Annotated in this window: 15 protein-coding genes and 1 riboswitch; of the genes, 7 read left to right on the top strand and 8 right to left on the bottom strand. The window is 70.8% G+C overall.

What is annotated here, in order from left to right; all coding sequences use genetic code 11:
* Positions 1–98: 98 nt before the first annotated feature.
* Positions 99–1,499, top strand: a complete 1,401-nt coding sequence (locus tag SPR02S_RS48970; RefSeq protein ID WP_019064396.1) for a pyridoxal phosphate-dependent decarboxylase family protein — start codon at positions 99–101, stop codon at positions 1,497–1,499.
* On the opposite strand, the gene SPR02S_RS48965 is transcribed toward SPR02S_RS48970, so the two are convergent.
* The gene (locus SPR02S_RS48965) at positions 1,473–2,276 is read right to left on the bottom strand and encodes an SDR family NAD(P)-dependent oxidoreductase (RefSeq protein WP_019064395.1); all 804 of its coding nucleotides are present in this window, start codon (positions 2,274–2,276) and stop codon (positions 1,473–1,475) included. The genes SPR02S_RS48970 and SPR02S_RS48965 overlap by 27 nt on opposite strands.
* A gap of 50 nt (positions 2,277–2,326) precedes the next feature.
* On the opposite strand from SPR02S_RS48965, the gene SPR02S_RS48960 reads away from it, so the two are divergent.
* Entirely contained in the window at positions 2,327–2,854 is a 528-nt protein-coding gene (locus SPR02S_RS48960) for a hypothetical protein (RefSeq protein WP_019064394.1), read from the top strand.
* Positions 2,855–2,867: 13 nt separating this feature from the next.
* Here SPR02S_RS48960 and SPR02S_RS48955 read toward each other — a convergent pair whose 3' ends face one another.
* The 3 genes from SPR02S_RS48955 to SPR02S_RS48945 all read right to left on the bottom strand — a co-directional run bounded on the left by SPR02S_RS48955 (position 2,868) and on the right by SPR02S_RS48945 (position 5,587).
* Entirely contained in the window at positions 2,868–3,782 is a 915-nt protein-coding gene (locus SPR02S_RS48955) for an SDR family oxidoreductase (RefSeq protein WP_019064393.1), read from the bottom strand.
* A gap of 87 nt (positions 3,783–3,869) precedes the next feature.
* Positions 3,870–4,499 (bottom strand): MBL fold metallo-hydrolase, encoded by a 630-nt coding sequence (locus tag SPR02S_RS48950; protein ID WP_019064392.1) that lies wholly within the window; start codon positions 4,497–4,499, stop codon positions 3,870–3,872.
* Entirely contained in the window at positions 4,499–5,587 is a 1,089-nt protein-coding gene (locus SPR02S_RS48945) for an S-(hydroxymethyl)mycothiol dehydrogenase (RefSeq protein WP_019064391.1), read from the bottom strand. The genes SPR02S_RS48950 and SPR02S_RS48945 overlap by 1 nt, the downstream gene beginning before the upstream one ends.
* A gap of 163 nt (positions 5,588–5,750) precedes the next feature.
* Here SPR02S_RS48945 and SPR02S_RS48940 point away from each other — a divergent pair, with 163 nt between their 5' ends.
* Positions 5,751–7,505 (top strand): ABC transporter ATP-binding protein, encoded by a 1,755-nt coding sequence (locus SPR02S_RS48940; protein ID WP_019064390.1) that lies wholly within the window; start codon positions 5,751–5,753, stop codon positions 7,503–7,505.
* 79 nt (positions 7,506–7,584) lie between these two features.
* Here SPR02S_RS48940 and SPR02S_RS48935 read toward each other — a convergent pair whose 3' ends face one another.
* A complete protein-coding gene (locus SPR02S_RS48935; RefSeq protein WP_019064389.1) occupies positions 7,585–7,881 on the bottom strand; it encodes a hypothetical protein in 297 nt (98 codons plus the stop codon).
* 171 nt (positions 7,882–8,052) lie between these two features.
* On the opposite strand from SPR02S_RS48935, the gene SPR02S_RS48930 reads away from it, so the two are divergent.
* On the top strand, positions 8,053–8,418 hold the full coding sequence (locus SPR02S_RS48930) for a nuclear transport factor 2 family protein (RefSeq protein ID WP_019064388.1): 366 nt from the start codon (positions 8,053–8,055) through the stop codon (positions 8,416–8,418).
* Positions 8,419–8,496: 78 nt separating this feature from the next.
* On the opposite strand, the gene SPR02S_RS48925 is transcribed toward SPR02S_RS48930, so the two are convergent.
* Positions 8,497–8,997: a MarR family winged helix-turn-helix transcriptional regulator gene (locus SPR02S_RS48925; protein ID WP_245607762.1), complete on the bottom strand. Its 501-nt coding sequence runs from the start codon at positions 8,995–8,997 to the stop codon at positions 8,497–8,499.
* 60 nt (positions 8,998–9,057) lie between these two features.
* Here SPR02S_RS48925 and SPR02S_RS48920 point away from each other — a divergent pair, with 60 nt between their 5' ends.
* Positions 9,058–9,897 carry a hypothetical protein gene (locus tag SPR02S_RS48920; RefSeq protein ID WP_019064386.1) on the top strand — a complete coding sequence of 280 codons (840 nt, stop codon included), beginning with the start codon at positions 9,058–9,060 and terminating at the stop codon, positions 9,895–9,897.
* Positions 9,898–9,947: 50 nt separating this feature from the next.
* Positions 9,948–10,032: riboswitch (ZMP/ZTP riboswitch) on the top strand.
* A 21-nt stretch (positions 10,033–10,053) separates the two neighbouring features.
* On the top strand, positions 10,054–10,902 hold the full coding sequence (locus SPR02S_RS48915) for a bifunctional 5,10-methylenetetrahydrofolate dehydrogenase/5,10-methenyltetrahydrofolate cyclohydrolase (RefSeq protein WP_019064385.1): 849 nt from the start codon (positions 10,054–10,056) through the stop codon (positions 10,900–10,902).
* Here the strand turns inward: SPR02S_RS48915 and SPR02S_RS48910 are convergent, their stop codons facing one another.
* Both SPR02S_RS48910 and SPR02S_RS48905 read right to left on the bottom strand, forming a co-directional pair.
* Entirely contained in the window at positions 10,903–11,802 is a 900-nt protein-coding gene (locus SPR02S_RS48910; protein WP_019064384.1) for a CU044_5270 family protein, read from the bottom strand. It lies immediately after the preceding gene.
* Between the two features lie 132 nt (positions 11,803–11,934).
* Positions 11,935–12,456, bottom strand: coding sequence for an RNA polymerase sigma factor (locus tag SPR02S_RS48905; RefSeq protein ID WP_019064383.1), 522 nt, complete (start codon positions 12,454–12,456; stop codon positions 11,935–11,937).
* A 105-nt stretch (positions 12,457–12,561) separates the two neighbouring features.
* Here SPR02S_RS48905 and SPR02S_RS48900 point away from each other — a divergent pair.
* Positions 12,562–13,188, top strand: a 627-nt coding sequence (locus SPR02S_RS48900; protein ID WP_174447613.1) for a cytochrome c oxidase subunit I, incomplete at its 3' end; no start/stop codon positions are given.

The raw sequence follows: 13,188 nt of genomic DNA, 5'->3' as shown, positions 1-13,188 counted from the left end.
GGTCAGTGTGCGCACCGGTGGCCGCTGCCCACCCACCAGTCCAGTTCCCCGAAAGTGGCCCGATACCCCACCCGCCACCTCCGCCTACGCTGCCGCTCATGCACCGCACGCTCGCCGACGATCTCTCCCGGCTCCCCGCGCTCCTCCAGTCCGCCCGCGATATCGCCGCCCGTGAGCTGGGCGGAGTGGCGGAGCGGCCGGTCGTCCGGCTCGGCAAGGCGCCCGACCGGGAGCCGCTGCCGGTCGAGGGGGCCGGTGGCGAGGCGGCTCTCGCCCGGTTCGCCGAGCGGTGGGCGCCCGGCTTCTCCGGGTCGGCGGGCCCGCGCTACCTCGGCTTCGTGACCGGTGGTGCGACGCCCGCGTCGGTCGCCGGGGACTGGCTGACCAGCGCGTACGACCAGAACGTGTCCGGGGCGGCCGGTTCCTGGGCGGCGGCGCTCGAGCGGGAGACGGTCAGCTGGCTGCGCGAGCTGTTCGGGCTGGGCGAGGCGCACTCCGGGGCCTTCGTCACCGGCGCGACCATGTCCAACACGGTCGGCCTGGCGATCGCCCGCGAGTGGCTCGGCGAGCGCCTGGGCGTGGACGTGTCCCGGGACGGGCTCGCCGCGCTCGGCCCGGTCGACGTGCTCTCCGGCAGCCCGCACTCCAGCGTCACCAAGGCACTGTCCGTGCTGGGCATCGGCCGCAACCGACTGCGCCACGTGCCCGTGCTCGCCGGCAACCGCGAGGCCGTCGACGTGACCCAACTGGACACCGCCCTGGCCGAGTTGGACGGCCGCCCGGCGATCGTCGTCGCGAACGCCGGCACGGTGAACACGGTCGACTTCGACGACCTGCGGGCGATCGCGGCCCTCAAGGAACGGCACGACTTCTGGCTGCACGTGGACGCCGCGTTCGGCGGCTTCGCCGCGCTCTCCCCCACGTACGCCCACCTCGTCGACGGCCTCGACGCGGCCGACTCGGTCTGCGTCGACCTCCACAAGTGGCTCAACGTGCCCTACGACGCGGCCGTCCAGTTCACCCGCCGCCGTGACCTCCAGACCAGGGTGTTCCACAACGCGTCCCCGTACCTGGGCCTGCCCACGGGCGACCCGGACTTCCTCCACCTCACCCCCGAGAACTCCCGCCGACTGCGCGCCCTCCCCGCCTGGTTCTCCCTCCTGGCCTACGGTCGCGCCGGCCACCGCGAGATCGTCGAGCGCAACGTCGCCCTCGCCCACCGTCTCGCCGAGGGCATCGCCGCGCTCCCGGGCCTGCGGCTGTCGGCGCCGGTCCGGCTGAACGTCGTCTGCTTCACCCTGGCCGAGAACCCCACCCAGGAGCGGGTGGCGGCGGTTGCGGAGGCCGTGTCCGCCACCGGCGAGGCGTTCCTGACCCCGACGGTCTACGACGGGACACCCGCGCTGCGCGCCGCGTTCAGCAACTGGCGTACGTCCGAGGCCGATACGGACCGGGTGCTGGCGGCGCTTGACTCACCGCCCCTCGCTCGCCTGCTCTGAAAGCGCCCTGCGGAACCCGGTGTTGACCGCGGTGACCCCTCCGTCGACGGTGAGCGTGGTGCCGGTGATCCACGAGGCGTCGCGCGAGGCGAGAAACGCGACAGCCGCGGCGATGTCCTCGGGCTCACCGACCCGGCCGAGCGGATACAGCCCGCTCAACAGGTCCAGTTCGGCGTCCCGGCCCTCCCACGCGGAGGTGCGGACCGTGCCCGGCACCACCAGATTGACCCGCACACCCCGCCGGGCGGCGTGTCCGGCGAGGGTGCGGGTCAGGGAGACGAGTCCGGCCTTGGCGGCGCTGTAGGCGTGGTTGCCGAAGTCCTGGGCGCCGTTGACGGAACCGATGCTGACGATCGCCCCGCGTCCCGAGGCGACCAGGTGCGGCAGCGCGGCGCGGCAGCAGCGGAACGTGCCCGTCAGCGTGACGTCGAGGTCACGCGCCCACTCGCCGTCCGGTTCGTCCTCGAAGAGCGGGACGTCGGGCGTGCAGTGCGCGGCGCAGTTGACCAGGACGTCGAGCGACCCGAAGGACTCGACGGCCCGGGCGACGGCCCGCTCCACCGCCTCCCGGTCCCCCACATCACAGCCCAACGCCTCTACCGCCAGCCCGAGTTCGCGCAGTGCCGCCGCCGTCTTCTCCGCCTCGGGCAGATCGGCGTCGGTCACCAGCACCCGCGCTCCCTCCTCCGCGAGCCGCCGGGAGATGGCCGCGCCGATGCCACGGGCCGCACCGGTGACGAGAACTCCGTACCCCTCGAAGCGCGTTGTGTCAGTCATGGACCCGAACGTACTGCCGGAACGATCAACTCGGCAGGTAGCGTGCGGACATGAACGCGTTCCTCCAGCAACTGCCCGCGCTCATCGGCGTCGTGATCGGCGCCCTCGGCTCGTACGTGGCGATCGTGCGGGGCGATCAGGCGAGGTTCCGCCGTGAGCGGGCGGCCCGTTGGGAGGAGCGGCGGCTGGAGGTGTACGCCGAGTACGCCCGGACGCTGAAGAAGTCCGTGACCTTGGCCTACCGGGTCGCGTCCCATCTCGGCAACGACCCACACCCGCACCCGCTGAACCTGACGGAGGCGGAACCACTGCTGGCCGAGGCGACCGTCGGCCGCGATCCCTCCGGCGAGGCGCTGATCCTGCTGGGAAGTCCGGAGGTGGTGGAGCAGGCCCGGGTGTGGGTCACCGCGGTGATGGAGATGGAGCGGTTCATGCGCACGGAGACCCATGACCCGGACGCGTGGCGGGAGTTGATGGACCGTCAACGCGCCGGCCGCGAGGGCTACTACGCGGCCGTACGGGACGACCTGGCACTGCCGCCCGGTCACTCGGGCCGCTGGTTGACGCCCCAGGAGTGACCGTCCTCGTACCTCACCGGTACCCGGTCGCATCCGCCGGTTTCCCCACGTCCTGCACCTCCACCAGGTATCGCCACGCGTCCGGGCGGCTCCCGTCCACGTCCGTGAAGCCGTACACCGGGGCGAGTCCGCCGCTGGACAGTGACTGCCCGTTCCAGCGGGCCACTTCGGGGTCGGCGGCGAGGGCGGCGACGGCGCGGCCGACGTAGCGCGGGGTCTCCGAGATGGCGAAGTGGGGGACGCGTTCCAGGGCGTCGCGCCAGTTGTCCTCGCGCACGCCGAACTGTTCGAGCATGATCTCCGAGCGCAGCCAGCCCGGGGTCAGCGCGAGGGCCGTGGCGCCGCGCGGGCCGAGTTCGTGGCCGAGGGCGAAGGCCATGCGCAGGACGGACGACTTGGCGAGGTCGTAGAAGAAGGAGACGCGGTAGGTGTCGCGGTTGTACTCGGCGGTCCCGTCGGTCATCTCGACGACCAGGCCACCGGGCCCGCGCAGCAGCAGGGGCAGCGCGTGGTGGCTGGTGATCGCGTGCGTCTCGACCGCCAGCCGGAGGAGGCGGAGCCCCTTGTCGAGGTCGTGTTCCCAGACGGGGGTGTCCCAGGCGAAGAGGTGCTCGCCGCCCCAGATGTCGTTGACGAGGAGGTCGAGGTGGCCCTGTTCATCGTCGATCCGGTCGACGAGGGCCCGTACGGCCGAGGGCTCCAGGTGGTCGGTGGGTACGGCGATGCCCTGGCCGCCGGCCGCGGTGACGAGGTCGGCGGTGTCCTCGACGGTCTCGGGCCGGTCGTACTCGGACCGCTTGGCACGAGTGCTGCGACCGCTCACGTAGACGGTGGCACCGGCCGCGCCCAACTCCACGGCGATCCCGCGCCCCGCTCCGCGCGTCGCCCCCGCGACCAGCGCGACCTTGCCTTCCAGTGGACCCGACATGTCCGACCTCCCGTGCTCGTTCGACGTGCTGTCCTGTCGATCGTGCAGGAGAAGCCGGACACCTTCTGTCGGGTTTTAACGGGTGTCTCAGTGCCCCCGCGCGATCCACTCCTCCAGGTGCGCGGCCTCCGCACCGACAGTCGTCGAGTCGCCGTGCCCGGTGAGCACCTTCGTCTCGGGCGGGAGGGTCAACAGCCGGTCGCGGATGGAGTCGATGATCGTCGGGAAGTGGGAGTACGACCGTCCCGTGGCCCCGGGCCCGCCGTGGAAGAGCGTGTCGCCGGTGAAGACCGTGCCGAGCCCGGGATCGTAGAGGCACACCGCGCCGGGCGCGTGCCCCGGCGTGTGCAGGACCTTCAGGTCGGCGCCCGCGGCCTCGATCACCTGGCCGTCGGCGAGATGCGCGTCGGGCTCGCGGTCCGGGTGGGTCTGCTTCCACAGGGGCAGGTCGTCGGGGTGCAGCCAGATCGTGGCGCCGGTGCGGTCCGCGAGTTCGGGTGCCGCGTCGATGTGGTCGTTGTGGGCGTGGGTGCAGATGATCGCGGTGAGCCGACGGTCTCCGACCGCCTTCACGATGGCGTCGGCGTCATGGGCGGCGTCGATGACGACGACCTCGTGGTCGTCGCCGACGATCCACACGTTGTTGTCGACGTCCCAGGTACCGCCGTCGAGGCTGAACTGGCCCGAGGTGACGAGGTGTTCGATGCGAGCGCCCATCACAGCTCCACCACCGAACGCAGCACATCGCCGCCGTGCATCCGCTCGAACGCCTTCTCCACCTCGTCGAGTTGGATGGTCTCCGTCACGAACGCGGCCAGGTCCAGGCGCCCTTGCTGATGCAGATCGATGAGCATCGGGAAGTCGCGGGAGGGCAGGCAGTCGCCGTACCAGGACGACTTGAGCGAGCCACCGCGCCCGAACACGTCCAGCAGCGGGAGTTCGAGCTTCATCTCCGGGGTCGGGACTCCGACGAGGACGACCGTGCCCGCCAAGTCGCGTGCGTAGAAGGCCTGTTTGTACGTCTCCGGGCGGCCGACCGCCTCGATGACGACGTCGGCGCCGAAGCCGCCGGTCAGTTCGCGGATCGCCTCGACGGGGTCGCTCGCCTTGGAGTTGACGGTGTGCGTGGCCCCCATGGAGCGGGCCTTCTCCAGCTTGCGGTCATCAATGTCCACGGCGATGATCCGCGCCGCACCGGCGAGCCGGGACCCGGCGATCGCCGCGTCACCGACGCCACCGCACCCGATGACCGCGACCGTGTCACCGCGCCCGACGTTGCCCGTGTTGATGGCGGCACCGATCCCTGCCATGACCCCGCAGCCCAACAGCCCGGCGACCGCCGGAGAGACGGCCGGATCGACCTTGGTGCACTGTCCGGCCGCGACCAGGGTCTTGTCGGCGAAGGCACCGATGCCCAGGGCCGGGGACAGCTCCTGACCGGTCGAGGCGAGGGTCATCTTCTGCTTGGCGTTGTGGGTGTTGAAGCAGTACCAGGGGCGGCCACGCAGACAGGCGCGGCAATTCCCGCACACGGCACGCCAGTTGAGGATCACGAAGTCGCCGGGGGCGATGTCGGTGACGCCTTCACCGACCGACTCCACCACGCCGGACGCCTCATGGCCGAGCAGGAAGGGATAGTCGTCGCTGATGCCGCCCTGTTTGTAGTGCAGGTCGGTATGACAGACCCCGCAGGCCTGTACCTTCACCACGGCCTCTCCGGGTCCGGGATCGGGCACGACGATCGTCTCGACCCGGACCGGTTCGTTCTTGCCCGGTGCGATCACGCCGCGTACTTCCTGCGCCATGGTCCTGAACCCTTTCGTCGGCCGTTGTCCCTGCCTACGACCCTACGCGTGACTGATCGGTAAGGCCCACGCGTACCACCACGGCCGTCACCGCCACCGTCCTTCTCATCCCGGGCGGTGACCGACGTAGCCTGAACGCTCCGACCGATTCCCGAGGAGCACCGTGAGCATCGCAGGGACTCAGAGCGCCCCGCCGGCCTGGCGGCTGCTCCTCGACTACGTACGGCCGCACCGCTGGGCCCTGTTGGCGGGCGCGTTGCTCTCGCTGGTCACCGGGGGCACCGGGCTGCTGCTGCCGCTGGTGGCGCGGGGACTCATCGACGACCTGTCGCACGACCGGACGATCACCGGGGCGCTGCTCGCGATGTCGGCGCTGGTGGTCGCCAACGCGGCGCTGGGCGCGCTGGGTTCATACGTTCTGCGGCGTACCGCGGAGTCGGTGGTGCTCGGTGCCCGACGCAAGCTGTCGTCTTATCTGCTGCGGCTGCGGATCTCCGCCGTGGACCGCAGTGAGCCCGGCGACCTGATGGCCCGCATCACCTCGGACACGACTCTGCTGCGCGAGGTCACCACGGACTCGCTGGTCGGGCTCGGCACCGGAGGGCTCACGCTCGTCGCAACTGTCGTGATGATGGGCATCGTTGACCCGGTGCTGCTGGGCGTCACCCTCGCCGTGATCGCGGGCGCGGGCACCGTGCTCACCCTGATCCTGCCGCGCATCAACCGGGCCAGCCGGCAGGCACAGGACGCGGTGGGCGTGATGGGCGCCTCGTTGGAGCGGATCCTGGGCGCGCTGCGCACGGTGAAGGCGTCCGGCGCCGAGGACCGCGAGGAGCGCACCCTGCACGCGGCGGCCGAGGAGTCGTGGCGGCAGAGTGTGCGGGCCGCCAAGTGGAGCGCCGCCGCGGGCAATACAGCGGCCCTGTCGATGCAGGTCGCCTTCATCACCGTCCTCGCGGTGGGCGGCGCACGGGTGGCGACGGGCTCGATCGACGTCGGCACACTGGTCGCGTTCCTCCTCTACGTCTTCTACCTGATGCAGCCGATCCAGCAGGTCGTCGGCGCGATCACGCAGTACCAGACGGGCACCGCGGCCCTCTCCCGCATCCAGGAGGCCCTCCAACTCCCCGCCGAACCCCCGTCCCTGCCCGCCCAGTTGCCCTCCCCCGGCGCCGAACCCGCGGCCCTCGCCTTCGACGGCGTCCGCTTCCGCTACGCCGACGACCTCCCCTATGTCCACCACGGCGTGACCTTCGAGGTACCGGCCCAGGGCATGACAGCGTTCGTCGGCCCGTCCGGCGCGGGCAAGACCACCGTGTTCTCCCTCATCGAGCGCTTCTACGACCCCGAGTCCGGCGCCATCACCCTCGACGGCCGGGACCTCGCGGAGTGGGAACTGTCCGGGCTCCGGTCCGCCATCGGCTATGTGGAGCAGGACGCCCCGGTCCTGTCCGGCTCTCTGCGCGACAACCTGCTGCTCGGCAACCCGGACGCAGACGACGCCGCCGTCACCCGCGTCCTGAAGACGACCCGCCTCGACGGCCTGATCGCCCGCCTTCCGAAGGGCATCGACACCCTGGTCGGCCACCGCGGCACCCGCCTCTCGGGCGGCGAACGCCAGCGCGTGGCCATCGCCCGCGCGCTCCTGCGCCACCCCCGGCTGCTCCTCCTCGACGAGGCGACCTCGCAGCTCGACGCGGTGAACGAGGCGGCCCTGCGCGACACCGTCGCCGATGTGGCCCGTACGACGACGGTCCTGGTCGTCGCGCACCGGCTGTCCACGGTGACGATGGCGGACCGGATCGTCGTCATGGACGCGGGCCGCGTCCGCGCGGTGGGCACGCACCGGGAACTGGTGACCGCCGACGCGCTCTACGCGGAGCTGGCGGCCACGCAGTTCCTGGCGACGACGGGCTGACCTCGGGAAACGGCTGAGGGCCGCCCGTTTCCGGACGGCCCTCAAGGTCTGTGTGCTCCGCGGGATCAGCGCTGCGGGCTCACGGCTCGATGCTGGGGAGGAGTCCCGTGACCGGCGCGGCGAGGTCGGTGACCTGGTGCAGCTGCTGGAGGTCGTTCAGGTGGTTCATGCCCTGGAGCTGACTGGCGACCTTCGGGATCTCCGCCTGGTGCTCGGCGGGGATCTCACTCACCGCGAGCGAGTCCAGCAGGGCGACGGGGCTGACCTTGCCGTCCCTGAAGGCGGGCGCGTCGGCGGCGTTCGCCATCGGCGCGACGAGGCCGGTGACCCCGACGGCGAGACCAACGGCGGCGGCAATACGTCGTGTTGAGATCATGCCCTCAGCAACGCGTCCGGTCCCCGCGCGGTCACGGGTACCGGACGCCGCTCACCCGTGAGGCGGAGCGCGCCGCTGCGTTTGCCGACCCCGGCGCGACGGAGGAGTCTCGTAGGAGAGGCCCGTCGCGGCTCGCTCCTGTGTGGACCGCGGCCCTCCGAGGAGGTCACCATGGGCACTGCGGCACGCCCCGGCTTCGACTCCGAAGCCCTGCGCCGGGGCATCGAAGACCACACAGCGGCGACACTTCTGTCGCTCTACGCGGACGACGCCGAGATCCACGTCGTCGACCACCAGACCCAGCCCAGTCACCCCAAGGTCCTGCACGGCCGGGACGAGATCGGCGCGATGCTCGCCGACGTCTACAGCCGTGACATGACACACAAGCTGGAGGAGTGCGTCGTACAAGGGGACCGGGTCGCCTACAGCGAGTCGTGTCAGTACCCGGACGGGGCCAGGGTCCTCGCCGAGTCGATGCTCCTGCTGGAGGACGGCAAGATCACCCGGCAGACGATGATCCAGGCATGGGACGGATAGCGAGGTTGATGCCGAAGGTCCGGATCAGCACCCGTCTGACCTGGACCTTCTCGGCGAGCACGGTACCCGCGCGCTCGGCTACGACTCGGCGGCGAGCACCAGTTTCCGCAGCAGGTCTGCGAGCGTCCGCCGCTCTGCTGGGGTCAGTGCTGCGAGCAGCGCGATCTCGCCCGCTTCCTCCGCCGCCGCATGCTGCTCGAACACGGCGTATCCGGCGTCGGTGAGCCGCACCCGCACCCGCCGCCGGTCCCCCGTCTCCTGGGTACGGACGATCAGCCCCGCCTCCTCGACGGTCGCCAGCCTCGCCGACAGCGCACCCCTGGTCAGCCCGAGCAGCTCGGCGAGATGTGAGGGGCTCGTCTCGTACGGCGGCCCTAGCCTGCGCAGCATGAGCAGCACCTTGTACTGCCACTGCTTGAGCCCGTCGGAGTCGAGGATGTCTCGTCGCGTCCGACCGGCATGACGCACGAGGATCGCCAGCCGGAAGAAGATCGCCTCCTTCACCGGGTCCATCCAGGCGAGTTCCTTCACCCAGACCGCCACGTGCCGGTCCACCGAGTCCTCCACCACTTCCCCCACCGTCTGCCTCCCGCAGTAGTTTTCTTGTGGATAGTTTTTCGCCTAACTACCTTCCCCGGCATGACATCCACAGCGAACGCGGTCATACCCGTCGAAGAACTCATCGCCGCCGCACAGGAGTTGAGCGTGACGGGCCGATGGAAGCGCGCCTCCCGTCTCCTCGACACATGCTCCACCGACGATCCCGAGCCCCGGGCGCGGATCGCCCGCGCCGCCGCCCAAGTCGCCCTGGAGCAGGACTGGTTCGCCGGTACGGACACCGCGGCGGCACGTATCGAGGCGGCCGAGAAGGAGTTCCCGGGCGGCGACTGGGACCTGGACTTCGCGCGGCTGCGGAACACCTACCGGCGGTTGCTCGTCGTCGACGGCCGGCTCCGGTTGGGCCCCGACGGGAAGGATCCTGAGGCCCTCGCGTCCCTGCGTCGCGAGGCGGAGTCACTGCGGGACAGCGCGCCGGACGAGGGACGCCGGGGCTGGGCGGAGATGTACCTCGGTCTGATCACCGACAACCACTTCGCCGACTTGGCGGGCGCGCCGCCCCACTACGCGTCCGCACTGAGCGCCGCCGAGTCGGTCGACGACCCACTCTTGGCCCGCGAGGCCCTACGCCACCTCGGCGACCACGACCACGACGCCGGTGACCACGCCCGCGCCCTGGACCGCTGGCGCCGGGCGACCACGCTGGGCGCCGCCGCGGGCACGGTCCCCGGCACCCTCTCCCAGCAACTGCTGCTCGCCGTCCTGGCCCGGGACTCCGGCGACGAGGCAGGTGCCAGGGCGCTCGCGGCGGAGGTCACCCGCTGGGCGGAGGCCATCGGAGCTGTACGCCTCGCGGCACAGGCCCGGGGATTCCTCGCCGGCGTCGACCCGACGGCACCGCCCGCGGAGAGCGGGTCCTGAGGGCCGTAAGACAGGCCATAGGGCCGGCCGTAGGACCCTCGGTTAGGCTGTTCGTGGGTCGTGACTGGCGCTGAGGTGGAGCACCACCGTGGAGCGGCCCACGCGGAGTCGATGCCGTGCGCCTGCGCGATTGGTCAACCAGCTCAGGAGTGGATCATGTCTCAGGCACGGCTCATGGACGGCACCGCGCTCGCCCGGCGCATCGTCGAGGACACCGCGAAGAAGGCCGCCGACCTCAAGGAGCGCACCGGTACGGCGCCCTGTCTGGCGACGGTTCTGGTCGGCGCGGACCCGGCCTCCGTCACGTACGTCCGGATGAAGCAGAACCGCAGCCGCAAGGCCGGCATCGAGTCCCGGCACGTGGAACTGCCCGCCGCCACGACCACCGCCGAACTGGTCGCCACCCTCGACGCCCTCTCCGCCGACCCCACCGTGCACGGCATCCTGCTCCAGCACCCGATGGGTGAACACATCGACGAGCGGGCCGCGTTCGAGGCGATCGCGGCGGAGAAGGACGTGGACGGCGTCACCTTCGCGTCGTTCGCGACGATGAGCTTCGGCCTGCCGGGCTTCGTCTCCTGCACACCCGGCGGCATCATCCGGCTGCTCGACGAGTACGACGTCGACCCGTCCGGCAAGCGTGCCGTCGTCGTAGGCCGCAGCGCGATCCTCGGCAAGCCGGCCGGCATGCTCCTCCTGGCCCGCGACGCGACGGTCACCTACTGCCACTCCCGCACCCAGGACCTGTCGGCGGTGGTGCGCGAGGCGGACATCGTGGTCGCCGCCGTGGGCCGCCCCCGGCTGATCCGCGGCGAGGACATCAAGCCCGGCGCGGTCGTCATCGACGCCGGCTACAACGCGGGCAACATCGGTGACGTGGACTTCGAATCCGCCGCCGACCGCGCCTCGTTGATCACGCCGGTGCCGGGCGGCGTCGGCCCGATGACGATCGCCACGCTCCTGGAACAGACGGTGACCGCCGCCGCCCGGCAGCTCGGGGTGTGATCAGCGCGTCCACGCGCTGTACTCCATGACGTCCCCCGCCTTGACCCCGTACTCGGGCTGGTCCTTCGTGAAGGTGTTCTCCAGTCCGAGTACGGCGCCGGTGGCCGGGTCCATGATCAGCATCAGGCGGCTGGCGGACCGCTGATACACATACGCCTGCCCGTGCCGCCCGAGCCGGTCGGTCACCTCCCCCACCGGCCGCAACCCGTCGGCCCCGGCGAGCAGCCGCGCCAACGCCGCCGACTCACGCGCCCCGAGCGTCCAGTGGTCCAGCAACTCCCCCACTGCTGACAGGAGTTCGGGGGTGGTCAACGGCGTCTTGCTGTACGCCGTCTCCTGGAGGTACGCCCGCAGTCCCGCCACGTCGTGCGGCGGCCGGGCATCGGGCGGGACATCACTCCAACTCGGCGGAAACGTCGTCTCCTTGAGGACACGCCCGTCCTCGATGTCCCGCTCCGTGTGACTGTCGTCCGCGTTCCAGCGCACGATGCGTTCCTCGGGGACGGTGACCGGCGGCTTGCCGTCGGACATGCCGAGGCTCCACGACTGCACATGGGTTCCCCTGCGCAGAGCGGGAGTTCCGTCGGCCGCGACCGCCGCGGCGAGGGCGGCGAGCTGCTTCAGGGATACGGGGGTGGAGTGCGCCTGCACGACCAGGGCGCGGGGAGCCGCCACCGCCGGGGTACTGCTCGGCCCGCCCAGCACCAGAGTGAGCACGGTCGCGGCCACGGCCACGGTGGCCGCAAGACTCCACAGCAGTCGGCACCGCCGTGAACGCCGGTCGTGCAGCAGCCTGTTGAGCCGGCGCTCGGCGTGATGATCGAGCGGCCCATCACCGTAGAGGGGTCCGTCGCTCGTGAACGGGTTGGCGCTACGCAGGAGTTCGAGTTCATCAGCCATGGAGACGGTCCTCAAAGGGGCGGTACCTGAAAAGCGCCCCACCTGTAGCGCCCCAAAGGGGCGCGGGGAACTGCGCGACCAGCCACGACGCACCCGCAGCCGACCACCAACACATCGCGGCACCTTCGACGCTCATCGCCCCGCCCCTCCAAGCACCGCGAGTCGATCGATCTCGGCGCGCAACCTCCGCCGCGCCCGATGCAACCGCATAGCCGCAGCCCGCACCCCACACCCAAGAACCACGGCAACCTCCTCCACGCCCAGTTCCTCCCACGCCGTCAGCCGCAACACCTCCTGATCGGCCGGAGACAACCGCGCCAGCGCGTCATGCACCCAAGAACCAGGCGCCTCCGCATCGGGCCCCGCCGCGACCTGCCGCCCATGCGCGCTCTCGTCGTTGCCCAGCCGATCGACAAGCCGACGCCGCCGCCCGTACCCACGCACCGCATTGGCCAGGCAGTTACGGGCCACGCCGTACAGCCAGGGCAACGGAGCCGCCGGCAGATCCGCACGGCGGCGCCAGGCGACGGTGAAGACCTCCGCCACCACTTCCTCGACCTCGCTGCTCCGCCCGTCCAGTCGCCGCGCAACATAGCGGCTGACCGCCCAGTAGTGCTCGCGATAGGCAGCGGCGAAGTTCTCGTCGTTGCTCATGTCCCGTTCGTGTCCGGCACCGGGGCGATCGTCACACCCGATTTCGTGATTCTCCTCGCGTCCGTCGAGTGTGACGTGCGGGCGGCGCGCGGACACAGGCGGGGCGTGAGAGACCTCAAGAGCATCAAGTGGCTGACGACCACCGACCACAAGACGATCGGGACGCTGTACCTGGTCACGTCGTTCGCGTTCTTCCTGATCGGCGGCGTCATGGCGCTCCTCATGCGCGCCGAACTCGCCAGACCCGGCCTGCAGATCATGTCGAACGAGCAGTTCAACCAGGCGTTCACGATGCACGGCACGATCATGCTGCTGATGTTCGCGACGCCCCTGTTCGCCGGCTTCGCCAACTGGATCATGCCGCTCCAGATCGGCGCCCCGGACGTCGCCTTCCCCCGCCTGAACATGTTCGCCTACTGGCTGTATCTCTTCGGCTCGACGATCGCGGTGGGCGGCTTCCTCACTCCCCAAGGCGCGGCAGACTTCGGCTGGTTCGCCTACTCCCCGCTGTCGGACGCGGTCCGTTCCCCCGGCATCGGCGCCGACATGTGGATCATGGGTCTGGCGTTCTCCGGCTTCGGCACGATCCTCGGTGCGGTCAACTTCATCACCACGATCATCTGCATGCGCGCACCGGGCATGACGATGTTCCGCATGCCGATCTTCGTGTGGAACGTGCTGCTGACCGCCGTCCTCGTGCTGCTGGCCTTCCCGGTCCTCGCCGCCGCGCTC

The sequence above is a fragment of the Streptomyces prunicolor NBRC 13075 genome (assembly GCF_000367365.1).
In the GTDB taxonomy this organism is placed as follows: Bacteria; Actinomycetota; Actinomycetes; order Streptomycetales; family Streptomycetaceae; genus Streptomyces; species Streptomyces prunicolor.
This window is presented reverse-complemented; position numbering and strand designations above follow the sequence as displayed.